Genomic DNA, 26,146 nt, shown 5'->3' on the forward strand with positions numbered 1-26,146 from the left:
AATGAACTCCTTTAAAATAAACGGAGGAAATAGGATGGATACTCGCCAATTATCATATTTTGTACAGGTTGCTAAAGATAACAGCTTTACAGTTGCCGCAAGAAACCTCCATCTTTCCCAGCCCGCTCTCAGTAAAATGATCAAAAAGCTTGAGGAGGACCTTGGTGTCCAGCTGTTTGACAGATCTGAACATAAAATGTCTTTAACGGATGCTGGAGAAAGACTGTTCGAAGAGGGGCAAAGGATTCTTTTAGCGATGGATTCCATTACAGAATCCATTCAGGATACAAAAAATTTGCGGACCGGGAATGTAAGTGTCGGAATTCCGCCTGTCATTGGCACTAGCTATTTCCCCCCTCTGATAGCAAACTTCCGAAATGATTATCCAGGCATAAACCTTTCGATTATCGAAAATGGCGCGGTGACAGTATATGAAATGGTTGAAAAGGGATATGTTGACCTTGGACTCGTCATTTTGCCCGAACTTTCGGACCGGATTGAATATATCCCGGTAACTGAGGATAAGGTAGTGCTAATCGTACACAATGATCATCCGCTTGCAAACCGTGAAAAGGTCGTTTTCGAGGACTTAAAAGATGAAACATTCGCCTTGTTAAACGAAACATTCCTGCTACATCACCATGTAGTCAAGGCATGCAGGGAGGCGGGTTTTGAACCGAATATTTACTTCAAAAGTTCACAATGGGATTTCCTCACGGAGTTAGTCTGCCTAAATCAAGGAATTTCCATTATGCCAAGGCCGATTTTAGCCCGTTTCAATAGCAAAAGCATCAAGCAAATCCCCATTGAGCATCCTGAGATGACATGGCGGATTGCCATCATCCTGAAGAAAAATCGGTATGTCAGCTTCGCAGCCAAGAAATTTATTGAATATGTAAAAGAAAATATCAAATAGCGATTCATGATCCTTTTTAGATTAATGGAAATCTCATATCTACTATTTAGGGAGTGCGCGGCATTTAGACCGTGCTCTCTCTTTTTTTAATGGCTGTTTTCGTAAACTTCGCTGCGTTTAACAAGTTAATTTCCCCTCTAGTATCCTTGCTTTCCGCAGGGAAGACGGTAAGTCTCCACGAAGCTTTAGCGCAGCTTTTTCGTTTCCTTATAACCAAAAGTTATTCCAAATATGAATTATATGTATTTCATTTTATCATTGTGAACGCTTACATTTAGATTGTAGATAATTTAACTCATGTAGGGGGCTTACATTATGAATAGAATGGAAGGCAAGATTGCTATTGTTACAGGAGGAGCAAGAGGGATTGGACGCCAAATCGCGGAAACGTTTGCGCAAGAAGGTGCAAAATTAGTCTATTCTCTTGATATGGGAACTGGAGAATACCATTTGCCAAATGTACGCCATGTAGAATTAAATGTAACGGATCGTGGCCAGGTTGCGAAATTTGTCGAAGAAGTTAAAAACGAGTTTGGTACTATAGATGTTCTTATCAACAATGCCGGAATTACACGTGATGCCTTAATCCAAAAGATGACTGAAGATATGTGGGATGCAGTCATTGATGTCAACCTGAAAGGCGTCTTTAACCTTACACAGGCAGTAGCGCCTGTCATGATGGACAATGGCAAAGGATCGATCGTGAGCATCTCCTCTGTCGTAGGTGTATACGGAAACGTCGGCCAGACAAACTATGCTGCTACTAAAGCTGGTGTCATCGGCATGACTTATACATGGGCAAAGGAATTCACGCGCAAAGGCGCAGCTGTTCGTTCCAATGCGATTGCCCCGGGATATGTTGAAACGGAAATGATGGCTACTGTGCCAGACAAGGTCCTCCAGCCAATCAGGGAAAAAACTCCGCTTGGCCGACTAGGAAAGCCACAAGAAATTGCGAATGCTGTCCTTTTCCTTGCAAGTGATGAATCAAGCTATGTGAACGGTCACGTTCTTGAAGTAACAGGCGGATTAAGACTATAACCGACTCACTCATTTGGACAATAAAGAAAAACAAATAATGAGGTGTTTACTATGTCTTCTTTAAAAATCATTACATCTAAAGAAGCAGCAAGCCTGATCACCGACAATTCCGTTGTTGGCCTTGGTGGTTTTATCGGCGTGGGCGTTGCAGAAGAAATCTATATAGAAGTAGAAAATCGATTCATTGAAAAACAGTCACCAAGGAATTTAACCCTGGTTTATGCTGCCGGGAATGGAGATGGCGTGGACCGCGGCATGAACCACTATGCCCACGAAGGGTTAGTAAAAAGAATCATCGGAGGGCATATGGGACTTGCGCCTAAGTTCCAGCCTCTTGTGGTCAATAACAAAATCGAAGCCTATAACCTTCCACAGGGAGTCATTTCGCAAATGTTCCGTGATGGAGCCGCAGGCAAACCGAGAACAGTTACTCACGTGGGTCTTGGCACTTTTGTTGATCCTGATCTTGATGGCGGAAAACTGAATGAAGTTACGAAGGATGAACTCGTCGAAAAAATAACTTTCGATGGCAAACCATATCTTGCCTATAAAACACAGCAGATTGACTTTGCGCTTCTGAAAGGTTCGGTTGCAGATGAAAACGGTAACATTAGTTTTGAAAAAGAACCGCTAACGCTTGAAATCCTTTCCATTGCAATGAATGCACGCAACAGCGGCGGTAAAGTAATTGTACAGGTAGAGAAAATCGTGAAAAACGGTACGATTGATCCTAAGCTGGTTGCCATTCCGGGAATTTTGGTCGATTATGTTGTCGTTGTTGAAAACTCTGCAAATCATATGCAAACATTTGGCACGCAGCTGAATGAGGATTTCTACCGCGGAGACGTCGTTCATCAGCTATCTGATAAAACATATCCGCTAAACGAGCGTAAGATTATCGCCCGCCGTGCAGCAATGCTTTTGAACGAAGATATTAAAGTATTAAACTATGGAATCGGAGTGCCAGAAATAATCGCAAAAGTCCTTCAGGAAGAGGGAATGAATGACCAGTTCACACCAACCTTGGAACCGGGGGCAATTGGAGGTACGGCGGCCAGCGGCCTTGATTTCGGATGTTCAATCGGTCCACAAGCTATCGTAGATCAGCCATATATGTTTGATTTTTACGATGGCGGCGGGATTGATGCAGCGTTCCTTGGCCTTGCACAATGTGATGGCAAAGGCAATATCAACGTATCAAAGTTCGGCCCTAAAATAGCAGGCTGCGGTGGATTCATCAATATCACGCAAAATGCCCGCCAGATTGCATTTTGCGGAACCTTTACTGCCGGCGGATTAAAGGTCCAGACGGATGGTGGCAAGCTTGAAATCCTTCAGGAAGGCAAAGCAAGAAAATTCCTGGAGGAAGTAGAACAGGTTACGTTCAGCGGAGATGTAGCCCGTGAAAACAAGAAAAAAGTGATTTATATTACAGAGCGTGCAGTATTCGAACTAATGCCCGAAGGTCTTACACTGACAGAAATTGCACCAGGGATCAATCTGGAAAAAGATATCCTGTCTCAAATGAATTTCAGGCCATTAATTGCTAAAGACTTAAAACTAATGGACAGCAGGATTTTCCTGAATGAACCTATGGGTTTAAAGGATGAAAAACCAGCAAGCATCCGTAAATATACAGCAGTATAATAAGAAAAGCGCAAGCGCCTTGTAAAATGAACGGCGACTAACTACGCCACGTCCTGTGGCAACGTCGCCGTCAGCACATCCTGTGCAAGTCCGACAAGCGCTGGCCGACTAAACCCGCCACGTCCTGTGGCAACGTCAGCACTAGAACATCGTGTCCGTCGAAGGGCCGACCGGTGAAGTCGTTCTTTGACTTCATTGGGAGGACCGAAACCGAAATGTGTAGCCGACTGCCCAGAAACGCAAAAACTGGAGACTCCGACAAAGAAGCGCTTTTTGCTTCTGCCGGCGGAGTTGAAGTTTCGGAGTTTCTAGGAGGCGAAACTAGACATGCGACTCGAGGGGCTAGGCGCTGGAGCTGGACATTTCTCGAAGTGAAATTTATACTTTCTTATCTTTTAACAAACAATTCATAGACAACATCTTGAGTATTAGAAAGGGGATTCCCATATGGAGCTATTTATTATTCTCCTCGCTCTTGGATTATTGATGTTCACAGCTTACAAAGGATTTTCCGTCATTCTGTTTGCACCAATAGCAGCGCTTCTTGCAGTAATGCTGACAGATCCGAGCCATGTACTTCCGTTCTTCAGCAATATCTTCATGGAAAAAATGGTCGGTTTTATCAAAAGCTATTTTCCTGTATTCTTGCTTGGTGCTATATTCGGTAAAGTTGTTGAAATGTCCGGAATTGCAGAATCGATCGCTAAATCAATCATTAAACTAGTTGGCGGTACACGGGCAATTCTTGCTATTGTTTTGATGGGCGCAATTTTAACATACAGCGGCGTAAGCCTGTTCGTAGTAGTATTCGCCATTTATCCTTTTGCCAAAAACTTATTCAGGGAAGCAAACATTCCAAAAAGACTCATTCCTGGAACAATTGCGCTTGGTGCCTTCACCTTCACTATGGATGCACTTCCAGGTACACCGCAAATCCAGAACGTTATTCCAACTGGCTTTTTTGGAACAGATATCTATGCAGCACCAACACTGGGTATCATAGGTGCGATTCTCGTTTTCAGCCTTGGTATGATGTACCTTGAAACACTTAGAAAAAGAGCGGCTAAACGCGGCGAAGGTTTTTACGGATTTGATAACGCTGAATCAGCAGCAGCTGCCGAAGCAGATGCATTAGAAGAAGGCGTAGCAAAAATTGATATGACCGCACACGCAAGCACTCTAAAATCAGTACTGGCTTTCGTTCCATTAATCCTGGTTGGAGTAGCAAACAAGTTTTTCACAGTGAATCTTCCTAAGTGGTATCCTAATGGCTTTGACTTCTCGAAAATTGGGCTTGATGCTTACGGAACCATCCAAATTCCAGCAGTCGTTGGAATCTGGTCTGTTGAATTAGCACTGATCCTAGGGATTATCGCTACCCTTTTGTATAACTGGAAAGGTGTTACAGGAGGCTTCAAGGTTGGGGTTAATACCGCTATCGGAGGAGCATTGCTTGCTTCTATGAACACAGGTGCCGAGTATGGATTTGGCGGAGTCATTTCTTCCCTTCCTGGATTCTCAGTTGTGAGTAAAGGAATTTCAACCACTTTCTCAGATCCGTTAATCAATGGAGCAGTGACAACAACTACTCTTGCGGGGGTTACAGGTTCCGCTTCCGGCGGAATGGGTATTGCCTTAAGTGCGATGGCAGACACCTATATGAAAGCGATCACTCAATTCAACATTCCGCCAGAGGTTATGCACCGTGTCATCTCCATGGCATCAGGCGGTATGGATACGCTTCCGCATAACGGAGCTGTTATCACATTGCTTGCTGTTACAGGTTTAACACATAAACAATCCTATAAAGATATTTTCATGATCACTGTTATTAAAACGCTTGCAGTATTCTTCATTATTGCAATCTACAAACTTACTGGACTTGTATAATACCGTGACCTCCAGTTGTGCTGGAAAGTGACATTTTTTACCTGAATCATTATGATTATAAATATAGGGGGATTCAGTCCCCCCTTTAGAATACTTACTTCGAAAGGGGCATGAAAAATGGAAAATACAATTGTAATCGCAAGTGCTGTCAGAACAGCGACCGGTGCCTTTGGCGGCGCATTCTTTGGTGTTTCTGCAGTAGATTTAGGAGCAACAGCGATCAAAGCAGCTTTAGAAAAAGCAAATGTCAGTGCTGATGCGGTTGATGAAGTCATCATGGGGAACGTACTGCAGGCTGGTCTCGGCCAAAACCCTGCACGCCAGGCTGCCATAAGAGCTGGACTTCCAGAAACCTGCCCGTCCATGACAATCAACAAGTTGTGCGGCTCCGGATTGAAAGCAGTCCATCTTGCGTATCAGGCAATTGCAGCCGGAGATGCAGATATCGTCGTTGCAGGCGGCATGGAAAACATGAGTCAGGCTCCATTCGTTCTTAAAGGTGCACGCGAAGGCTTTAAGATGGGAGACCAGAAACTAGTTGATACATTGCTTGGAGATGGACTCGTTTGTGCATTCAATGACTATCATATGGGTGTCACCGCTGAGAACCTTGCAGATAAATATGAAATCTCCCGTAATGAGCAGGATTCTTTTGCAGTAAAAAGCCAAAACAAGGCTGAAGCAGCCATCACTTCTGGCCGCTTCAAGGATGAGATCGTTCCTGTCGCGGTAAAACAGCGTAAAGGCGACCCAATCATCATCGACCAAGATGAGCATCCTAAATTCGGCAGCACACTTGAGAAGGTAGGAAAGTTAAAGCCTGCATTTAAAAAAGACGGTTCGGTAACAGCAGCCAATGCTTCTGGAATCAATGACGGTGCAGCCGCTGTCGTTGTCATGAGCGGCAAAAAAGCAAAAGAACTAGGTGTTACGCCGCTTGTAACAATCAAGGCAAATGCTTCTGCTGGTGTTGACCCTTCCATCATGGGTATTGGTCCAGTCGATGCTGTTAAAAAAGCACTTAAAAAAGCGGAAATGGAATTGACTGACATTGATCTGGTTGAAGCAAACGAAGCTTTTGCAGCACAGGCACTCTCCGTAATGAAAGAGCTTGGCATGAGCGAAGACAACGTCAATGTCAACGGAGGAGCAATCGCACTTGGCCATCCAATTGGGGCGAGCGGTGCGAGAATTCTCGTCACTTTGATTCATGAATTGAAAAAGAGAGAACAAAAATACGGATTGGCGACTCTCTGCATTGGCGGAGGAATGGGTGTGGCAACCATTATCGAAAATGTAGTTGATTAATAGATAAAAGCCTGTGGCTGCGGCCACAGGCTTTTATAGTTTAATAGATTTTATACAACATAATCTTCAGTTAATTTGCTGCAGGCATTTGATAGATTCTGCAGGCATTCCATTCGAAGCTTCTCATCACAGATGAAATCGTTAAGCAGTTCTTCCTCCAGTTTTACCTGGATTTGACTGATTTCTTCCTGCAGTCGTTCTCTCTTTTCCACCTCTGCTAAATGAAACTCAATTTCACGTTCAAAATACTCTACAGTCCCAAACAAAACAGTCAATTATTCCTCCACCTTTCTTTTAATCTTTTTCCTGCTGACAAAAACCCGATGCTGAAATTGAACAAATCTGCCAAAAGGAGTATCTTTTATTTATCCTGTCAAGTTACTTAAGTATTATTTAACCTCTCTAACGCGTTGCAAACGTCATTTTCGCTACTTTTCGCATTTTATAAGGTTTTTTCAAGGATTGAGTAAACCAAATATCATGCAATACAGGTACAAATAAAAAATCCTCCAAAAAGATGGCGGTTCTTCGGAAAAGTCAAAACAACACCTTTGACCCATCTGGTCATGCATCCGATCCTTTTTGGCAACCCGACGATCATAGCAAAATGCCTTAGACTCGTGGCTTTGCGTCCCTATCTTTCGATAAGTTTGCCTTTTTCTGTTCTAATTAAAATATAAAACTTACGAACCATCAATTCAACAAAATTCGCCATTTTCTAACAAAAATGAATCTTTGTTCCTATATCAAATTGTTTATTCTTTATATTAATAGGAACTATCAATTTAGAGAAAAAGCCTTTTGTTTTCACAATGTAATAAAGCCGCAATACCTATGTAAAACTAGATTGATAAAATAAAAGGACGAAGCTTGAATATAGGCGAAATGGCAGGAGGATCCTTATGGAACAGCATGTTAAAATGTCGCTAGATGAATGGAAAGCGGAAATAGAAGAAATTTTGAATGAAATTGATGCGGAATATGAAGAGATAAAAAACGAGTTAAAAGTTTATACATATAAATACAACATCACTAAGCAGGTTGTCCAATCGACCGTTAATCCGGATCTGAACAGAAAGATCCGTGAATTGTACCACCAGCCATTTGAACAAAAATTCAATAACTTGAAGGAATACATCAAGGAACTTGAAGAGAAAAAGCGAGTTTTTCAAATGTTTACAGACAAAATTGACAAGGTCACTGAAAAAGAAGATCCAAGAAGTTTTGCCATGACAGAACTTGAATAATGGCAATGAATAAGCCTGGCCGATCGGCCAGGCTTTTCTTTATTTTTTCCACCAGGAGTCGAACATCGACGCAGGTACCTGTCTCTTATGTTCTGAAACCCTATATCTGGACTCAATTTTCGCAGCATCACCTTCTGCAATCTGCTTTCCTTCCAGATAATCGTCAATTGCCTCATAGCTCACTCCGAGCTCTGTCTCGTCAGCCTGAAGCGGCTTGTTATCAAGCAGGTCAGCCGTCGGTTCTTTCAAGTACAATCTTTCCTCAGCATTCAATGCCTTGAGAAGCTCCCTTCCCTGTCTCTTGTTCAGCCCAGTGAGCGGCAGCAAGTCGGCTCCGCCATCGCCATACTTTGTGAAAAATCCGGTTACTGCTTCAGCTGCATGGTCTGTGCCGATGACCAGCAAACCTTCCTGGCCGGCAATCGCATACTGTGTAATCATCCTCATCCGGGCCTTAACATTCCCTTTATTAAAATCTGTAAGAGAATCGCCAATCGCTTCTTCAAATTGTATATTGAATGTATCAACAGCAGGCTGGATATTGAAGGTGACCGTCTTATCAGGTTTAATGAAATCCAGTGCACACTGCGCATCCTCTTCATCTTTCTGAACCTTGTACGGGAGGCGGACAGCAACGAATTTTGCGTCGACCCCTTCAGAACGCAGCTCTTCAGCCGCTAATTGAGCCAGCCTTCCTACAAGCGTCGAATCCTGGCCACCACTGATTCCAAGCACAAATCCTTTTGCTTTCGAAGCTTGTAAATATTCCTTCAGGAAGCCAATCCGCTTCTGGATTTCCTCTTGCGGATTGATTTCGGGACGGACATTCAGTGCTTCAATAATCTGTTTCTGCAAACTCATAATAAACCTCCTTGATCACTGAAAAAGTTATTATTAAAGAGCATATCTCTTATACAGTTTAATGTCTAGATTTACACATCCCAAACTGCCGCCTATCTTTAACTATACCGTTATATTGAAAAATTAAACGTCAGGCCTCGAAGATTGTTTGTTTTTCAATTTTTTGGTTTTGCCAGCCCTGTCTTATCAACCAAGTTTGTCCAGAACATTTTGTTCGTGTCTGGATTTTTGCTAGACTATAGATGAACTTAAATTAAACGAAAATAAAGCAAAATGATATTGGAGGCTTTGCGAATGACAACTCACGAAAAATTCACAGGCTATATTGGCACCTATACAAAAGGAGACAGCAAAGGGATCTATTCTTTTAACCTTGATGCGGTAAATGGAAAAATTACCGATGTGAAAGCTGTTGCCGCTTTAGAGAATCCCACCTATCTAAATATCAGTAAGGATAATCAATATCTTTATTCTGTTGCAAAGGAAGGAAATTCAGGAGGTGTTGCGGGCTATAAAATCCTGGATTCCGGGGAGCTTTCCCTAATTAACACTCAGTATTCAGAAGGAGCTTCACCTTGCCATGTCAGCGTAAATAAGGAAAACAGCCTCCTCTTGTCAGCCAACTATCATAAGGGTTCTGCAGATTCATACCGTTTAAATCCTGAAAATGGGGAAATTCAAGCTGTATTATCAAGCATCTTTCATGAAGGTTCAGGTCCTGATGAGAGACAGGAAAAAGCGCATACACATTATAGCGGCTTTACCCCTGATGAGAAATATGCAGCTGTCATTGATTTAGGAATCGATCAGCTGATTACTTATTCTTTGGACAATGGCAAACTGGCGGAGAAGAGTATCTTGAATATCGCACCAGGCAGTGGTCCAAGACATCTTACGTTCCATCCAAACGGTGAATATGCCTATTTAATGACTGAATTCAGCTCTGAGGTTCTTGTGCTGAAATATCATTCAGAGGATGGAAGCTTCCAACAGCTTCAGGCCGTCTCAACACTTCCTGATGATTTTATAGAAAATAACCAGGGAAGCGCCATTCACATTTCCTCGGATGGAAAGTTTGTCTATGCTGCCAACCGCGGCCATGACAGCATTGCTGTGTTCGAAGTGAAACCAGGAAGCTTCGAGCTGTCATTTGTGGAGCATACCTCGACCGAAGGCAATTGGCCGAGAGATTTCGTTTTAGACCCAAGTGAAAAGTACTTGATTGCCTCCAACCAGAATTCGAGCAATGTCGTACTTTATTCTCGAGATAAGGAAACAGGGAGACTTACGTTGCTGGACTCTGAGGTGAAAGTTCCGGACCCTGTGTGCGTTAAGTTTTTGAATTACTAAGGGCTTATTAAAAATGGGTAGGCGCTTTTTGTGCGCCTGCCCATTTTTTATCAGCTTTCCTGGTCACTAGGGAATTTCACTCCCATTTGCCTTCTGGCTTCATCAAGGATGTTCATCGTGATTCTGGAATGTTCCAGTGAATTATTGGCTGATTCCAATTGCCCCTGTTGAATCAAAGTGATAAATTCCTCAGCTTCATAAAACATATTATCTGTGATTTGCTCTCTGGATAAATCCTCTATTCTTCCGTCCCGATAGATGATTTCCACTTTTTCAGGAGAACTGATTTTATCAATTCTGATATTTCCATCCTCACCATGAATTTCAGATGGCAGAGATGAGTTTGTAATCTTGGAGAACATGATCACCGCGTCCATCCCGTCATACTTCAACAAAAGGCTGCCTTCTCCATCTACACCAGAATCCAATACATATCCATTTGCCTGAATGCCCTTAGGTTCTCCGAATAAAGCGACAAGTGGATAGATGCAGTAAATGCCAATATCCATCAATGAACCAGCAGCAAAAGCGGGATTAAAGGCATTTAACACCTTTCCCTCTTTATAGGAATCGTAGCGGGAGGAGTACTGGCAATAGCTTGCAAAATATCTTCTGACTGTACCAACCTTATGCAAATTCTCCTGGACTGCCTTGAAGTTCGGCATCAAAGTTGATTTCAAGGCTTCCATCAATACTACATTATGTTCTCTGGCTGTTTGGATCATTTTATCAAATTCCATTCCATTTGAAGCAATCGCTTTTTCACACAGAACATGCTTGCCATTTTTCATGAATGTGATAGCCTGGCTTGCATGCAGCGAATTTGGACTTGCTATATAAACAGCATCAATTACATCGCTTTTCGCCATTTCTTCTAATTCTGTAAAAGTGCGCTCAACCCCGAACTTACCCGCAAACTCAGCAGCTTTATCCTCTGTGCGGGAATAAACCGCTGTCAGCTGGAATGCCTTATGATGACTTGCACCTTTTAAAAATGCTTCTGTAATCCAATTCGTACCTACTACTCCGAAACGTACCACATCGTTCACCCTTTCAAAATAACAAAAAGCACATGCGCCTAAAATAAAATTCAGTGCTTTTATTAAAGGCTCTGTTAAACAAGGCTGTTGATTTTCGTTCCAGGCGCTTCGCTTTCCGCGGAGCTGGCGCTGAGCCTCCTCGTCGCTTCGCTCCTGCGGGGTCTCACCTGACCAGCTGCGCCCGCAGGAGTCTTCGCGCCTTCCACTACAATCAACAGGGTTTAAAATCAACATTCAGCTTTAACAGAGCCTTATTAAAAACAATAAGTAAAAGCTGAAGGCTTAACCTGCAGCTTATCTCTATCATTTTATCTAAATGGCAGCTCAATCACAAACTTTGTCCCTTTTCCATGCTCGCTTTCTACATGGATTTTGCCTTCATGCATCTGAACAAGCTGCTTAACGATTGATAGTCCAAGGCCAAATTCTCCAAAAGGATTGCTCGTTCTCGAAATATCCGCTTTGTAAAATCGGTGCCAGATCTTTTCAATTTCCTCCGGCTGAATTCCGATGCCTGTATCCTCGATTTCAATATGCGTCCTATGACCATCCATCCATCCCTTAAGCCGAATTGCGCCATTCTCGGTAAACTGGATGCTGTTTTTCGTTATGTTGATCAAAATCTGGACGAGCCGGTCATAATCAGCATGTACCATAACTGAGTCATCTGCTTCAATGATAATAGTATTATTTCGTTCTGCAGCCTGCATATCAAGCTGATCTTTAATGATTTCAAATACCTCAAAAAGCTCGATATCTTCTTTAATGAGCTGGACCTGGTTTGAGCGGATTTTATCATAATCCAGATTTTCATTCACAAGCCTGATCAGGCGCTTCGTCTCCTTGCTCACAAGCTTAATGCCTCTCTCCTTTTTGGCCTCAGGTATCATATCATTCTTCAAGCCTTCAATGACGCCGCTGATCGTGGTCAAAGGCGTACGCAATTCATGGGACACATCAGCCATAAATTGGCGGCGGCGATTTTCGAGACTTTCAATCTCCGCTTTTGATTCATCAAGCTTGCTTACCATACGGTTAAAATCCTCTGCCAGTTCGCCGATTTCATCAAAATCAGAGGATGGTACTTTCACAGTGTAATCACCTGCCGAGACAAGAGAGGTTGCTTCCTGCAGCTTTTTGATTCTGTTCACATGGATCCGCGACAGCAGCCAGCTTTGGAGAAAGGCTACTGCAAGGGCAATCAGCACAGTATAAAAAAGGTATTTATTGATTTCAGCAATCATTTCCCTTGCTCCGCTTATTGGAGACGTCAGCAGGATGCCGCCGATAAATTTCCCCTTGTCTATAAAAGGAAGGGCGACAAGGGTTACCGCCTCATCATAGCGCTTGAGGTCATATTTCATGACAATTGGCTGCCCTTCGTTTAACATTCTCCATTCCTTTTCGGTAAACTCAATGGCCGGTCCTCTCCATCTGATCGGATTCAGCAGCTGTACATTCTGGTCAAAAACACTGAATTGTATATCCCTTGAAAATAAGACGCGTGCGTACTGATTGATAATCTGTTCGGGACGTTCACTTCCCCTCTGTAAATCCCGCCAGATATTATCTCCATACGCGATCAGTTCTTCTGTTTTATTTTTATACACTAATGTCTCAACATAATGAGTGAACAGCAAACTAAGAATGAGGAAAGCTACCACGATGATGCTGATATGGCTGATGAATTGCTGGTAAATATATTTAACTTTCATGCCCATCGACCGATTCATCAAATTTATAGCCTACTCCCCAAACCGTATGGAATAATGGCTGTGCTTCGGTGCCAAGTTTCTTTCTCAGCCGCTTGATATGAACATCTACTGTTCGCTCATCACCGTAAAATTGGTAGCCCCACACACGCTCGAGCAGCTGCTCCCTTGTGAAAACCTGGCGAGGATGCTGCACAAAGAATAAGAGTATGTCAAATTCCTTCGGGGTCAAATTGGTGACAGGCTGTCCATACAGCATGACTTCACGAGTTTCTTTGTTAATTTTAATGTGCGTGGTGCCAATTAAGCCCTTCTCTTCAGGCTGTTGTTTCTGGTACCGACGGGCTACGGCTTTAATCCTTGCCATCAGCGCTAAAGGACTGAACGGTTTGGTCACATAATCATCCGCACCCATTTCAAGTCCAAGGACCTGGTCGCTCTCACTGTCTTTCGCAGTCAGCATGATGATCGGTACCTCGCTGCCTTCCTGCCTGATTTTTCGGCATAGTGTAACACCATCCATTCCAGGAAGCATCCAGTCGACGATCAATAAATCCCAGCTTTCCTTTTTAAACGATTCATAACCTTTAAGACCATCATGAACAAACTCCCCTGAAATTCCTTCTTTCAAAAAGAACATATCAATCATTTCGCAGACACTTTCATTATCTTCTATCACAAGAATCTTCATATTTATCTCCTCATATCTCGCTATCTGTTATTAATTAACATAAATCGGAATAGCGTGAGAATCAACAGATTTGGCTATTGTTTCAAATTAATTAATCATTTGGTCATCGTTTTTTCATATTTTAAACGAAAACAACGAAAACAAGTCTTCAATAAAGTTATGTTGCTGGATTGAACGTTTCATCACTCCAATCATTGGGAGTCCCTCACGAAGGGATTTTGTTGCCCGTTTGGAAATTCAGGTTTCATTACAGCCACAAATCATTAGGTAGCTGTTCGCGGTAAGCCTCTGAGTCTAATATGAGAGCTATCAACCTGATTGTTTACTCTAAAAACAAATTAAGCCAGCCCGATTGAGGAGCTGGCTTACACTATATTAATCTTTCTTCACCGGAAGACCTTCTTTTTCCCAGGCGGAGAAGCCGCCTTCCAAATTCAGAACATCCTTGAAGCCATTTTTCAAAAGCAGGCTTGTTCCGATTGCGGAGCGGGCACCTGACTGACAGTGAGCGATGATTTTCTTGTCCTTTGGAACCTCGTCAAGATTGTCGGTCAGGGTTCCAAGCATTAAATGGTGTGCCCCCGGAATGTGGCCGGTGTCCCATTCGCTCTGGTTACGGACGTCAATGACAAAGTAATCTTCATCTTCCATCAGTTCTTTTGCCTTGCTTGCAGGGATATTTTTATATTCCTCAATATCACTGCTTAATTCTGTTGGAACTACATACCCAGTTACCTGATCAAGCCCTATCGACTGCAGTGATTTTTTGATTTCGTCTAATTTATCCTGTTCGGCAATTAAGACAATATCTTGATCATAGCTTAACAGCCAGCCTGCCCAGTTCGTGAATGATTTGTTATACGGAATGTTGATGGTGCCCTCCGCATGGCCTGCAGCGAATTCTTTTGCTGGGCGTGTATCGACGACCACCGCATTAGCTGATTCAGAAAGAGATACTTTAGGCGTTTCTTCTTTGCGCAGCAACTCTGGTCCTGTCTTATTCAGCTTTTTCATCTGGGCAAAATACTTTGGTGGTTCTGGCTGCCCTGCCAGCAGCTCCTCCACAAACTTTTCTTCTTCATTGATTTGGAACGCCCAGTTAAATTTCTTCTCGTAGCCGAGTGTCGACATCGGAACCGCACCAAGCGACTTTCCGCATGCACTTCCCGCGCCATGTGCCGGCCAAATCTGCAGGAAGTCGGAAAGCTTCTCTGCCTTGCGCAGCGACTCAAACATCTTGCGTGCACCAGATTCAGATGTACCAGTGACACCCGCTGCTTTTTCGAGCAAATCCGGACGTCCGACATCACCTACGAAAAGGAAATCCCCTGTGAAGATTCCCATTGGCTCATTGGCACCGCCCCCCTTGTCAGTAAGCAGGAAGGAAATGCTTTCAGGAGTGTGTCCCGGTGTATGGAGAACATCAAAGTACACGTTTCCAACTTTAAATATTGAGCCTTCAGTCAGCAATTCATGTTCATATTGATCAACATATTGGTACTTCCAGTCCTTATCCCCTTCATCTGAAACATAAAGCTTTGCTCCATGGTGGTGGGCAAGCTCTCTTGCACCAGATAAATAATCTGCATGGATATGAGTTTCAGTTACAGCCGAAATCGTAAAACCTTCCTTTTTAGCAATTTCAAGATACGGCTGAATGTTCCTTGCCGGGTCAATGACAATGGCCTCTCCAGTGCGCTGGCACCCGATCAAATATGACATATGGGCAAGATGTTCATCAAAAAATGACTTGAAATACATTTGGATTTTCCTCCTCTTAATTATTAATAGATACTATTTGTTAGATTGAATCCTGATCATCATATACCCATATATACCCCGACCCATATTTTTTAAAAGCCTATTTTTAGGCTTTGATGGATATTCCTAATTTATACCTCTAAGTGTATCGTACTCAGAAAATAATTATATTTCAAGCTCCAATTAAGCGGGGTTTGTTTCAAATATATACTAGTTCGTTAACCAAGCAGTGAAGAGTTGTGTTCTTATTTCTTCTTGTTCAAAATTCCGTCAATTTGTTGTTTCTTTTCTGTGAACTATTTCACAAATCCCTCATTTTAATTCCATATTCTGATATATTGTAAGTGTAATCAATACTTACTTATTTGAAAGGAAGCGATTTATATGTTCGCGAAATGGTTAAGAGAAAACAATGTTGCTGCTGGCATTTTGACTGTCATACGTGTTTGGCTCGGATATAACTGGATGTCCGCTGGATGGGGAAAATTAACCGGTGAAGGATTCGACGCTACTGGATTTTTAACACGTGCGGTTGAGAACCCTGTAAAAGGTCCTGACGGAAACATGGTTTACAGCTGGTATGTATCTTTCCTTGATGGCTTCGCGCTTCCTAATGTCGAACTTTTCAACTTCATTGTTCCGCTTGGTGAATTCCTTATTGGTCTTGGACTTATTCTTGGATGCTTAACAACTGCGGCAATGTTCTTCGGTCTTGTGATGAACTTCTCTTTCTTCCTTGCCGGTACAGTATCTCATAACCCAACTGACATCTTCTTTGGCTTCATCATCCTGTTTGCTGGATTCAACGCTGGCAAATACGGTTTAGACCGATGGGTTGTTCCATTCATTCGCAAAATTGTCCTTAAGAAAACAAATGAAGCAGTAAATAACGCTGTATAAGAATTCGGCAGAGCCCAACCGAATATATGCTGAAAGAGCCTGTCTTCCAGGCTCTTTTCTTTGCCTCTGACTCACCAATAATGAATGCCTGCTTTTTCTCCCTCTCTCCCTTCATCATCACATGCCACCTGGCTTACGTTCATAAATCAGTCAAATTGTTGTTGCTTATTTGTGAACATAGTTCCGTCCCTATCATCTTTTGAAGGAGATTCAATATATTGTAGTGTAATCAAATTATTATTTATCCACGAAGGGAAGCGATTTATATGTTCGCAAAATGGTTAAGAGAAAACAATGTCGCGGCAGGTCTTCTTACAGTGTTGCGTTTATGGCTCGGTTATAATTGGATGCACGCTGGCTGGGGAAAATTAACTGGAGAAGGATTTGATGCTACAGGATATTTAACAAATGCTATCGCTAATCCTGTAAAGGGTCCTGACGGAAACATGGTGTATGGGTGGTATGTGTCATTCCTAGAAAACTTCGCCCTTTCAAACATTGACCTATTCAATTTCCTCGTTCCTGTTGGTGAATTCTTAGTAGGACTCGGACTCATCCTTGGATGCCTGACAACTGCTGCGATGTTCTTCGGTTTAGTGATGAACTTCTCTTTCTTCCTTGCCGGTACAGTATCACATAATCCTACTGATATCTTCTTCGGATTCATCATCCTGTTCGCTGGCTATAATGCAGGAAGATACGGTTTAGACCACTGGGTCATACCATTCATTCACAAAACAATTTTCAGACAAAGTGCTGAGAAACCAGATAAAACTTCTTAAAGTCCCTTAAGAGAAAAATGCATAACCCATTAAAATAAGGTGTGTTAAAGTACAATGTTGATTTTTTAGCACCTGTTGATTGGAGCGGAAGGCGCGCAGACTCCTGGGGGATCAGCGGCCAAGGTGAGACCCCGCAGGAGCAAAGCGACGAGGAGGCTCACCTGACGCCCCCCGGAAAGCGAAGCGCCTGGAGCGGAAATCAACAGACAAGTTTAACACAGCCTAAGCTAAAAAAATCCCTGTACCGCGGCTCTTAATGGCTTAGCGCGATGCAGGGATTTTCTCTGCTATGGTGTTTATTTTACCTGATGAACTCTTTTTCTGATGACAGAATCGATGAAAAATCGAGTGTATATTGTTATTTTACATAATAAGAAGTTTAAAGATCGTCAGCCCAATTCCAATCAGGAAGCCGCAAACCGCACCATTGACCCTGATCCACTGCAGGTCTTTTCCGATATTGTTTTCCATCATGTCGATCAATGTTTCTGTATCGAGTTTGTCGAGGTTTTCCCTAACCAGCTTGCCGATCTTTGAATGGTTCCTTTCAATCAGACCAGCAAGTTTTGTATGAAGCCATCTCTCAATGCCTGCCACTTTTTCAGGATCATTCTTAATCTCATTTATGAATTTGTTCACGACCGGGATTACGTGATCATCAACAAAGCTCTCTTTTTCAATAAACGAGATTACACGGCTTTTGAACTTTAAGAGCACTTCTTTGATTTGGTTTGAAATCTCCAGCTCTTCCACCATTTTATTTTTCCAGCTTTGGATTTCTAACATCAGCACTTCTCGTTCATCAATGCTTCCGAGCTCTTTGCGAACCTTCTCAAGAATCATGTGCCTGTATCGATTGTCGCTTTGTTTAAGGTTTTTCATTCTTTTTAAAATGAAAGACTGCAGCATATTGCCGATTTTCTCTTCGGTGATCATATTGCTGAAAGATTGAATCGCGAATTTTAGCAATCCGTCTGCCTGGGTAGTCTCAATTGCCTGCTTGCCAAGCTTGCCGAGGACCATTTTCGCTTCCTCTTTGGATGCCCACTTTTCAGTTTCCTCCAGGACATAATTAAATGCGGCTTCATCGTATTGCTTAGCTAACACATGACTTGAAGCCTTTTGTAAAAGCACTGAGACATCAGCTGTAAGCAGGAAGTTTTTGATCTCCTTTTCAATGGAAGGAACAAATTTTTCCACATCAACTTTGTTCGCAATCTCAAGACTGAAGGATTGTATATTTTTTTTCACAGAATCAGAATGCAGTTCTTTTTCCACTGTCTCAAAAATTTTATCCAGAATATGAATCTGCTTGAACTTATCCATGATGCTCTCTTTCGTGAGCCAATCATTCTCGAGCATATTGATTAATGCGTGTGTCACCTTTTCACGATTTTTAGGCAGGAGTGCAGTATGTGGAATCGGGATGCCCATTGGGTGCCTGAAGAGCGCAGTAACGGCGAACCAGTCAGCAAGTCCGCCTACAAGGCCAGCTTCAAATCCGCCCATTAATAGTTTTCCAATGAATGATTCCTGAAACGGAATCGTTGCGAGGAAACCTACTCCCATAATTGCCAGCGATATAGCTGCCAAGTGTCTTGATCTCTTATCTTGTGTATTCATAATTCTCCCTCTGTAACCATTTATGTTTTTTCCGTTAGCATAACAAAAAGAAATCTCTGTTAATATATTAACCAATTTATAGGGGAGAGCGCCATAAAAATGAATAAGTCCCATGAAACTCTGAATATTCATCAGGTCTCAGGGGACTTGGTAATGACTATTATAAAAGATATATTGCGACGAAAATAAACCTAACTGCTAAGTACAAGCCTATTCCATCCACTCAGGCTTACCAAAGCCTTTAAACTCTTCATCAATTACTTTTTCAAATTCTGCTGATTCTACTACTTCTTTAATATCTTTCGCAAATTGTGCATTCTCGTCTTTTGTATTAATGACAACACGATTGCGGTACTGGTCAGGCATTTTTTCAAGCTGGAGGGCATCAAGCAGGTTCATTTTTGCTGCCAGTGCAAAGTTTCCTGGAACGGCTGAAAGATCTACACTCTCTACTGCTCTTGGCAGCTGTGCTGCTTCAATTGGCTTGAACTGCAGGTTCTTGACGTTATCTTTTACATCCTTTTCGGAAACAGTCAGTGGATCAGCGTTCGGGTCAAGGGTAATCAAACCTGCGTCTTCAAGAATCAAGAATGCGCGGGCTGCATTCGTTGGATCATTGGGAATAGCGATGGCAGAACCTTCGGCTACTTCATCAAGTGAGTTGAATTTCTTTGAATAGATTCCCATTGGAGCCGTTGGGACAACAATAACTTCTGATAATTCAAGATCATGCTCTTTTGCAAAATTCTCCATATACACTTTGTGCTGGAAGAGATTCGCATCCAGGTCCCCTTTAGATAAAGCTAAGTTAGGCTGGATGTAATCGCTGAATTCCACAACTTTCACTTTGTATCCTTTTTTCTCAAGCAATGGTTTGATTGCCTTGGAAACCATGTCACTGTAAGGACCGGAAGTCGCTCCAAATGTGACTTCCTTCTTGTCTTCCTTCGCATCTCCATTTGAAGCTGAATCGCTGCCGCATGCTGCAAGCAATCCGATTGATAATAATAAAATGAGTGAATACACAAGCTTTTTCATTAAAATAACCCCCAATTTTTTTATCTTTTATCTACTAATCTTGCAATTCTGTCCCCGCCGAACTGAATGAGCTGGACCAGGCAAATTAGAATAATAACCGTAGTAATCATGATGGTATTGTCATAACGATAATAGCCAAAACGAATCGCAAGGTCGCCAACTCCGCCGCCTCCAACAATCCCGGCCATCGCTGAGTAAGCAACAAGACTGATGATCGTAATGGTCACTCCCTGGACAATTCCAGGACGGGCTTCTGGAATGAGGACATCCTTTATAATCATCCATGGGGTTGCACCTGTTGCAACTGCCGCTTCGATTACTCCTTTATCGATTTCCCGGAAGCTCTGCTCTACTATTCTTGCAAAGAATGGAATTGCAGCGACCGACAACGAAACCGAAGCTGCTGTTGGCCCAATAGTCGTGCCGGCAATAAGGTTTGCCAATGGCAGCAGGGCTATCAGGAGGATGATAAATGGGACTGAACGAATCATATTTACAATGAAACCTGCGATATTTTTAAAGATTTGATTTTCAAGGAATAAGCCCTTGTCTGTGACAAATAACAGCACCCCCGTTGGCAGTCCGATGACGATTGCTACAACGATTGATATTCCGACCATATAAATTGTTTCAAAGAATGCTTTGTTCAATTCCGGCAGCAGGGAAATCAGACTCTCAGGCAGCATCATGAATCACCTCCAGATTTCTTGTTCTTGACGCAATATACTCAATAGCACGATCAAGCTCATTGTGGTCACCTGTTATCTCCATGATAAAAATTCCAAGCGGGATCTCCTGTATGTATTCAATCTTTCCATGAAGGATATTTCCTCTTACTTTGAATTTTTGGAACACATCAGAAATGACTGATTGCTCAGCAATCGCACCCTGGAAGTAAATTTTAATGATCTTTCCCTGACGCTCCTCAAGCAGTCTCTCCGGGAGATCAAACTGAAGGATCGAGTTGACAAAATCCTTTGTCAACGGCTGCTGCGGGTTGGCAAACACATCATACACATTTCCTTCCTCAATGATTTTCCCATCCTGCATAACAGCCATCCTGTCACAAATCGTCTTGACTACTTCCATTTCGTGAGTGATTAGAACGATTGTGATTCCTAATTCAATATTTATCTTTTTTAACAATGCTAAAATCGATCTAGTTGTGCTTGGGTCCAATGCTGAAGTAGCCTCATCACACAACAGGACTGAAGGGTTATTCGCAAGAGCCCTGGCAATGCCCACCCGCTGTTTTTGCCCACCCGACAATTGTGCAGGATACACATCTTTTTTATCAGAAAGCCCCACCATATCTAAAAGCTCGACTACTCTTTTATCAATTTCCCCTTTTTGGTTCCCAGCTGCTTTTAATGCGAAAGCGATATTTTCACTTACGGTTTTGGCACTGACCAGGTGAAAATGCTGAAAAATCATGCCGATTTTCAATCGAGCTTTGCGCAGGTCACTTTTATTTAATGAAGTAAGCTCCACGTCGTCGATAATCACTTCACCCGACGTCGGCTTTTCAAGGAGATTCAAGCATCTAAGCAAGGAACTCTTTCCTGCTCCGCTGTAGCCAACGATTCCATAAATTTCACCCCTATTTACCCTTAAAGAAACATGGTCAACACCTGTTACAGTTCCACTTTTCGTTTCATACACCTTGACCAATTTTTTAACTTCTATCATGCTTTGTCCCCCTATCAAAACGTTCTTCTGTTCTGGAATCTATTTCGACTTCCAGTTAACCAAGAGGCTTTATTGGTATACCAATATCATATTTCCGTTTTCTAGTCCCGCAGCAGTCTGCGCTTCCCGGTTTAGCCACCGAACTGTTTAAAATAATCAATTGGATAGAATTAAACGAAAAAATGCCTCTTTCATTCACAGAAAGAGGCATCGTAAATATCTATACGACTTATCTCTCAGAATGAAATCATTCTGCAGGAAGTGGCACCGTTCCTAAAAGGAGGTTGCCGGACGTCATAGGGCCTAATCCCTCGGTCACTCTTGATAAGTAACTTATTTAATTGGATAATTGAAATCATAAAACCTTCTGATTTGTTTGTCAATATAATATTTTGATGAACAAATTTATGACATCGCTTTCATCGTTGCAGGAGTAAGGTGAAAATTTTTCCAAATATTTTTGGTGAAGTTTTTTCATCGTATTCAAAATTGAAAATTGACGTTTGAATTCTCATCATTCCAATTTAATATCGTGAAGCTAACAAAACAAAAAAACCCTTGTTTATGATAAAACAAGGGCTCCATAAACGAGCGCACCAGCTATGACATAGGCAGGGTGCACTTTCATTTTTTCCATAAGCAAAAAGCTCAGGCCGCCGATTAGTATTGTCTGCAGCACTCCGACTCCTTCATAGGAGGAGAAAAAGAAATCATATGTCATGACCCCAAGCAAAACGGCAATGACTGGACGAACGACGAGTGTAAGTCGCTTGACTCTCTGAGAATCTTTAAATTTCATCAGCAGTCCGAGTAAGCCGATCATCAAGATCAAGGAGGGAGCTACTGAAGCAAATACTCCGACAACCACACCGAGGATTCCACCCTCCGAATAGCCAATATAGCCGGCCATTTTCGTTGCGATGGGTCCTGGCAGAGCATTACCCATCGCGAGCACTTCACTAAATTCATTAACCGTCATCCAATCGTAGCGGTCAACTACTTCATTTTCAATCAAAGGAATTGAAGCAGGACCTCCACCGTATCCTAAAATACCCGGAATAAAAAATGCCCAAAAAATTTTAAAATAAATCATCGCTGCTCTCCTCCCACTTTTTCATTTTCGGAAGGCGAAGCATCCTTCTTAAGCAAGGCACCAATCAATAAAACAAAGATTAAAATTCCTGGGTGTACGTGCAAGAATTGCATAAGCAGCAAACTTCCAGCCAGCGCCACCACTGTCCATTTCCAACCGAGCTTGGATGCACCGGATTTTTTTATAAAATCCCATGTCAGAACAGCAAGCATGACAGCAACTACCGGCACAACAGCCTGAGTCATGCCGCTTACCCATGATTCATCCTTATAGGCATTCAGGCCGGTCAAAAGAAGAACCATTAAAATAATGGTTGGAATAATTGTCGCTGCCAGGGCATTAAACATTCCCAAGACGCCTGCTTCACGGAAGCCGATATATCCAGCCAACTTTGTAGCGATTGGTCCCGGCAGGGCATTTGCTAATGCAAGAATATCGCTGAATTCATCAGAGTCCATCCATTTATATTTTTCTACTACTTCCTTATGTACAAGTGGGATCGAGGATGGTCCTCCTCCGTAGCCAAGAATTCCTACCCGAAAAAACGCTAAAAATATATCCGCCTGTTTCAATCACTCTCACCTTTTCTATTCGTAATATCAGCCATGGCTGAAAATTATTTCGTTACCCTTATTAAATAATTATATAGATTAATAGCCATACATGCATGGAAAATTATCACCAGAGATAGGTTAGAAAATTTTTACATAAAAAAGCAGGCTGCTCACAGCACCCTGCCTCATGTCTTATTTTACTTTTGAAAACTTGTTTAAATCACCATTTTCCCCAAGGACAATGAGAATGTCCTCTGCTCTTAACGTTTTCTCGGGATCCGGTGAAATGTCTACCTTAGGACCGGTTTTAACTCCAATAACCGTGATATTGTATTTTGCACGCAGGTTGATTTCAATGAGGTTCTTTCCTGCCATGCTCATCGGGAGCTTGATTTCTTCAATACTGTAATCATCTGAAAGCTCGATGAAATTCAGCACATTTGGAGATGCCATCAGCTGATGGGCTACCCTTTCCCCCATATCTCTTTCAGGGAAAATGACTTTGTCCGCACCGACCTTGAACAACACCTGTGCATGGTGCTTGTTAAGGGCTTTTGCAACGACATTGGCTACTCCCATTTCTTTTAGGATAAGGACTGTCAGAATACTCGCCTGGATATCGTCGCCTATCGCCACAATGACGGTATCAAAGTTTCTGATTCCAACAGCTTTGAGAGTTTGTTCATCTGTTGAATCGCCGATCACCGCATGGGTGACATGCTCTTTATATTCTTCGATATATTGCTCTTTTTTATCAATGGCCAGTACTTCGTTTCCTTCATTGTACAGGGAAGTCGCTACACTTGAACCAAAGCGTCCCATCCCAATTACTGCATATTGCTTTGCCATAAAAATATCCTCCTACCCAATCATCACTTTTCCAGCAGGATAACGGTAATGATCTTCTTTTCTTTTTTTCGCTACTGCAAAAGCAAGTGTCATCGGTCCAATCCGGCCCGCGAACATCGTAAATGTAATCAATATTTTCCCGAGTGGTGACAGTTCGGGAGTCAGCCCCATTGAGAGGCCAACTGTTGCAAAGGCGGATACTGTCTCAAAGAATAACATCAGAAAATCTTTTCCCGGTTCTGTAATGGTCAACACCATTGTTACGAAAATAATTAAGAATAGTGCCATGAGTGTTACTGTAAGTGATTTATAAATGATGCTGTAGTCCATTCTTCTGCCAAAGAACGTGACGTCCTCCCTGCCTCGGATCTGCGCTTTCACGGCGCCCATCAGGATGGCAAATGTGGTTGTCTTAATGCCGCCACCCGTTGAACCTGGGGATGCCCCGATAAACATCAGGAAGATAATCAGGAATAATGTCGTTTGTGTTAAGTCACCAATATTCAATGTATTGGAGCCGGCAGTCCTTGGCGTGACAGATTGATAAAAGGAACCTAATATTTTTCCGGCCATAGTCAAAGGTTTCAAAGTGTTTGGATTGTTATATTCAAGTATAAAGATCAGCAGCGCACCGCCAAGTACAAGAACACTGGAAACGGACAGTACCATTTTAGAATGAAGTGAAATCCTTTTTGTGCTTTTATATTCAAAAAGCTCATTCATTACAATGAACCCTATCCCGCCTAAACTGATCAGTGAAATTAGGGTTATATTGATAACAGGGTCATCAGCATATGCAGTGAGCCCGTGAAACTCTCCCATTAAGTCAAATCCAGCATTATTAAAGTTCGAAATCGCATGGAAAAAACCAAAATAGATGGCCTTACCAGCAGCCATGTCCTGTGCAAACCTGAGAGATAACAGGATAGCGCCGGCAATCTCGATAACGGCTGTAAAAATCAGAATCCGCTTTACAAGCCGGACCACACCTTCAACCGTGGCATTATTCAATGATTCCTGGATGATCAGCCTCTCTTTTAACGAGATTCTTTTTCCAAGGATGAATGCCAGCAGTGTGGCAAAACTCATAAATCCAAGCCCGCCGATCTGAATCATCGAAAGGATGACCATTTCACCAAACTGTGTGAAGGTATCACCTGTATCGACTACTACGAGCCCTGTTACGCAGGTTGCTGAAGTAGCTGTGAACAAAGCATCCAGCCAGGATAACCCTTTGCCGTCAGTCGTAGCAGAGGGCAGTGAAAGCAGCAGCGAACCCAATAGGATAATCGTCCCAAAACCAAAGACAAGTACCTTCGGAGGCTCCAGCTTAAAAAGCATTTTCCTGCGCATGTTTTTTTCTCCTTCTCCTCTTAGTATGAGGAATTTTGTTAGTAATATTTCTTTGGCAGGGACTAATAATCTTAACGAATCATAAATGACACCGTTAATTATGCAAAACAAAAAAGCCCCCAGAGGCTAAAAGATAATAGCCTTGTGGACTTTAGAACAGACTCGTCTCACAAGCTTCATCTTCCTCTTCTGCAACGCTTGCGGAGTTAGCTGTCGGATTAGGGCTCAGAATAGCCCTGCCTTTTATTCAAAGGCTTCACCCCTAGTGGATTATCAACCACGAAAGTTGGTTCCCCCGCTCCAATTGGATTCAGCGATTTAGAAATTTGAAACTTCATTTAATTTTAGGATTCAGTATAAAATCTGAAACTGTTGTTATCATACTCCTGTGCGATTCTAGTTGTAAAGTATGAAAAATACGCTAAAAATCCCTCTTTTGACTCAAATAGAACGAAAACTTCCAGCATATCATTGCTTATCTCACTGAATCGCTGTTTTTCTTGATTATTTATCCCTTTTTCAAGTTTTTATCAAACTTTTTGATTGTCCTGTGTCCGATGATGAATTGGTTTCCGAAAACTTTTCATGCATTCGTGATGGTTTTTTTTTTGAATGGTTCTCGGTCACTTTAACCATTCGTGATAAATACAAAGCAGTCCTGATTTTACACAGGACTGCTTTGCTTGTCGAAAAAGATACAGTTCACATATAAGTTATTGAAACCCTGTTGATTGGAGTGGAAGGCGCGCAGACTCCTGCGGGTGCAGCGGCTAAGGTGAGACCCCGCAGGAGCAAAGCGAC

General features: G+C 42.4%; 23 protein-coding genes and 3 riboswitches. Of the genes, 9 read left to right on the forward strand and 14 right to left on the reverse strand.

Features of this window, described 5'->3' with window-relative positions:
- Nucleotides 1–34 precede the first annotated feature (34 nt).
- From AABM38_RS19785 to AABM38_RS19805, 5 genes are all read left to right on the forward strand, one after another.
- Nucleotides 35–916 (forward strand): LysR family transcriptional regulator, encoded by an 882-nt coding sequence (locus AABM38_RS19785; protein WP_423407903.1) that lies wholly within the window; start codon nucleotides 35–37, stop codon nucleotides 914–916.
- Nucleotides 917–1,231: 315 nt separating this feature from the next.
- Complete coding sequence (locus tag AABM38_RS19790; protein WP_423407904.1) at nucleotides 1,232–1,957, forward strand: beta-ketoacyl-ACP reductase; 726 nt, start codon at nucleotides 1,232–1,234, stop codon at nucleotides 1,955–1,957.
- A 51-nt stretch (nucleotides 1,958–2,008) separates the two neighbouring features.
- Entirely contained in the window at nucleotides 2,009–3,604 is a 1,596-nt protein-coding gene (locus tag AABM38_RS19795) for an acyl CoA:acetate/3-ketoacid CoA transferase (protein ID WP_423407905.1), read from the forward strand.
- A gap of 447 nt (nucleotides 3,605–4,051) precedes the next feature.
- Complete coding sequence (locus tag AABM38_RS19800) at nucleotides 4,052–5,494, forward strand: GntP family permease (RefSeq protein ID WP_423407906.1); 1,443 nt, start codon at nucleotides 4,052–4,054, stop codon at nucleotides 5,492–5,494.
- 117 nt (nucleotides 5,495–5,611) lie between these two features.
- On the forward strand, nucleotides 5,612–6,802 hold the full coding sequence (locus AABM38_RS19805; RefSeq protein ID WP_423407907.1) for an acetyl-CoA C-acetyltransferase: 1,191 nt from the start codon (nucleotides 5,612–5,614) through the stop codon (nucleotides 6,800–6,802).
- A gap of 50 nt (nucleotides 6,803–6,852) precedes the next feature.
- Here the strand turns inward: AABM38_RS19805 and AABM38_RS19810 are convergent, their stop codons facing one another.
- Nucleotides 6,853–7,077 (reverse strand): hypothetical protein, encoded by a 225-nt coding sequence (locus AABM38_RS19810; protein WP_423407908.1) that lies wholly within the window; start codon nucleotides 7,075–7,077, stop codon nucleotides 6,853–6,855.
- A gap of 306 nt (nucleotides 7,078–7,383) precedes the next feature.
- Nucleotides 7,384–7,467, reverse strand: a riboswitch (cyclic di-GMP riboswitch).
- A 237-nt stretch (nucleotides 7,468–7,704) separates the two neighbouring features.
- On the opposite strand from AABM38_RS19810, the gene AABM38_RS19815 reads away from it, so the two are divergent.
- On the forward strand, nucleotides 7,705–8,049 hold the full coding sequence (locus tag AABM38_RS19815; RefSeq protein WP_335378267.1) for a hypothetical protein: 345 nt from the start codon (nucleotides 7,705–7,707) through the stop codon (nucleotides 8,047–8,049).
- Nucleotides 8,050–8,088: 39 nt separating this feature from the next.
- Here the strand turns inward: AABM38_RS19815 and nadE are convergent, their stop codons facing one another.
- Nucleotides 8,089–8,910: an ammonia-dependent NAD(+) synthetase gene (nadE, locus tag AABM38_RS19820; RefSeq protein WP_423407909.1), complete on the reverse strand. Its 822-nt coding sequence runs from the start codon at nucleotides 8,908–8,910 to the stop codon at nucleotides 8,089–8,091.
- 288 nt (nucleotides 8,911–9,198) lie between these two features.
- On the opposite strand from nadE, the gene AABM38_RS19825 reads away from it, so the two are divergent.
- Nucleotides 9,199–10,260: a lactonase family protein gene (locus AABM38_RS19825; protein WP_423407910.1), complete on the forward strand. Its 1,062-nt coding sequence runs from the start codon at nucleotides 9,199–9,201 to the stop codon at nucleotides 10,258–10,260.
- 50 nt (nucleotides 10,261–10,310) lie between these two features.
- Here AABM38_RS19825 and AABM38_RS19830 read toward each other — a convergent pair whose 3' ends face one another.
- From AABM38_RS19830 to AABM38_RS19845, 4 genes are all read right to left on the reverse strand, one after another.
- Complete coding sequence (locus AABM38_RS19830) at nucleotides 10,311–11,300, reverse strand: Gfo/Idh/MocA family protein (protein WP_423407911.1); 990 nt, start codon at nucleotides 11,298–11,300, stop codon at nucleotides 10,311–10,313.
- Nucleotides 11,301–11,608: 308 nt separating this feature from the next.
- Nucleotides 11,609–13,015 carry a sensor histidine kinase gene (locus AABM38_RS19835; RefSeq protein ID WP_423410805.1) on the reverse strand — a complete coding sequence of 469 codons (1,407 nt, stop codon included), beginning with the start codon at nucleotides 13,013–13,015 and terminating at the stop codon, nucleotides 11,609–11,611.
- Complete coding sequence (locus AABM38_RS19840) at nucleotides 13,005–13,703, reverse strand: winged helix-turn-helix domain-containing protein (protein ID WP_423407912.1); 699 nt, start codon at nucleotides 13,701–13,703, stop codon at nucleotides 13,005–13,007. The genes AABM38_RS19835 and AABM38_RS19840 overlap by 11 nt, the downstream gene beginning before the upstream one ends.
- A gap of 375 nt (nucleotides 13,704–14,078) precedes the next feature.
- Nucleotides 14,079–15,464, reverse strand: a complete 1,386-nt coding sequence (locus AABM38_RS19845; RefSeq protein WP_423407913.1) for an MBL fold metallo-hydrolase — start codon at nucleotides 15,462–15,464, stop codon at nucleotides 14,079–14,081.
- 384 nt (nucleotides 15,465–15,848) lie between these two features.
- On the opposite strand from AABM38_RS19845, the gene AABM38_RS19850 reads away from it, so the two are divergent.
- Nucleotides 15,849–16,364 (forward strand): DoxX family protein, encoded by a 516-nt coding sequence (locus tag AABM38_RS19850; protein ID WP_423407914.1) that lies wholly within the window; start codon nucleotides 15,849–15,851, stop codon nucleotides 16,362–16,364.
- A gap of 266 nt (nucleotides 16,365–16,630) precedes the next feature.
- Nucleotides 16,631–17,146, forward strand: a complete 516-nt coding sequence (locus AABM38_RS19855; RefSeq protein ID WP_423407915.1) for a DoxX family protein — start codon at nucleotides 16,631–16,633, stop codon at nucleotides 17,144–17,146.
- A 363-nt stretch (nucleotides 17,147–17,509) separates the two neighbouring features.
- Here AABM38_RS19855 and AABM38_RS19860 read toward each other — a convergent pair whose 3' ends face one another.
- From AABM38_RS19860 to AABM38_RS19895, 8 genes are all read right to left on the reverse strand, one after another.
- Nucleotides 17,510–18,769 (reverse strand): DUF445 domain-containing protein, encoded by a 1,260-nt coding sequence (locus tag AABM38_RS19860; RefSeq protein WP_423407916.1) that lies wholly within the window; start codon nucleotides 18,767–18,769, stop codon nucleotides 17,510–17,512.
- 210 nt (nucleotides 18,770–18,979) lie between these two features.
- The gene (locus AABM38_RS19865) at nucleotides 18,980–19,807 is read right to left on the reverse strand and encodes a MetQ/NlpA family ABC transporter substrate-binding protein (protein ID WP_423407917.1); all 828 of its coding nucleotides are present in this window, start codon (nucleotides 19,805–19,807) and stop codon (nucleotides 18,980–18,982) included.
- Nucleotides 19,808–19,827: 20 nt separating this feature from the next.
- The gene (locus AABM38_RS19870) at nucleotides 19,828–20,493 is read right to left on the reverse strand and encodes a methionine ABC transporter permease (protein WP_423410806.1); all 666 of its coding nucleotides are present in this window, start codon (nucleotides 20,491–20,493) and stop codon (nucleotides 19,828–19,830) included.
- On the reverse strand, nucleotides 20,483–21,496 hold the full coding sequence (locus AABM38_RS19875; protein WP_423407918.1) for a methionine ABC transporter ATP-binding protein: 1,014 nt from the start codon (nucleotides 21,494–21,496) through the stop codon (nucleotides 20,483–20,485). Before AABM38_RS19875 ends, AABM38_RS19870 begins: the two co-directional genes overlap by 11 nt.
- A gap of 226 nt (nucleotides 21,497–21,722) precedes the next feature.
- A riboswitch (SAM riboswitch) is annotated at nucleotides 21,723–21,827 on the reverse strand.
- Nucleotides 21,828–22,058: 231 nt separating this feature from the next.
- The gene (locus AABM38_RS19880) at nucleotides 22,059–22,589 is read right to left on the reverse strand and encodes a chromate transporter (protein ID WP_423407919.1); all 531 of its coding nucleotides are present in this window, start codon (nucleotides 22,587–22,589) and stop codon (nucleotides 22,059–22,061) included.
- The gene (locus AABM38_RS19885) at nucleotides 22,586–23,161 is read right to left on the reverse strand and encodes a chromate transporter (RefSeq protein ID WP_423407920.1); all 576 of its coding nucleotides are present in this window, start codon (nucleotides 23,159–23,161) and stop codon (nucleotides 22,586–22,588) included. The genes AABM38_RS19880 and AABM38_RS19885 overlap by 4 nt, the downstream gene beginning before the upstream one ends.
- A 174-nt stretch (nucleotides 23,162–23,335) precedes the next feature.
- Nucleotides 23,336–23,992, reverse strand: coding sequence for a potassium channel family protein (locus AABM38_RS19890; RefSeq protein ID WP_423407921.1), 657 nt, complete (start codon nucleotides 23,990–23,992; stop codon nucleotides 23,336–23,338).
- A 12-nt stretch (nucleotides 23,993–24,004) separates the two neighbouring features.
- A complete protein-coding gene (locus AABM38_RS19895) occupies nucleotides 24,005–25,345 on the reverse strand; it encodes a TrkH family potassium uptake protein (protein WP_423407922.1) in 1,341 nt (446 codons plus the stop codon).
- A gap of 179 nt (nucleotides 25,346–25,524) precedes the next feature.
- A riboswitch (cyclic di-AMP (ydaO/yuaA leader) is annotated at nucleotides 25,525–25,671 on the reverse strand.
- Nucleotides 25,672–26,146: the final 475 nt, after the last annotated feature.

It is taken from the genome of Heyndrickxia sp. MSNUG (assembly GCF_049532715.1).
Classification (GTDB): domain Bacteria; phylum Bacillota; class Bacilli; order Bacillales; family Cytobacillaceae; genus Mesobacillus.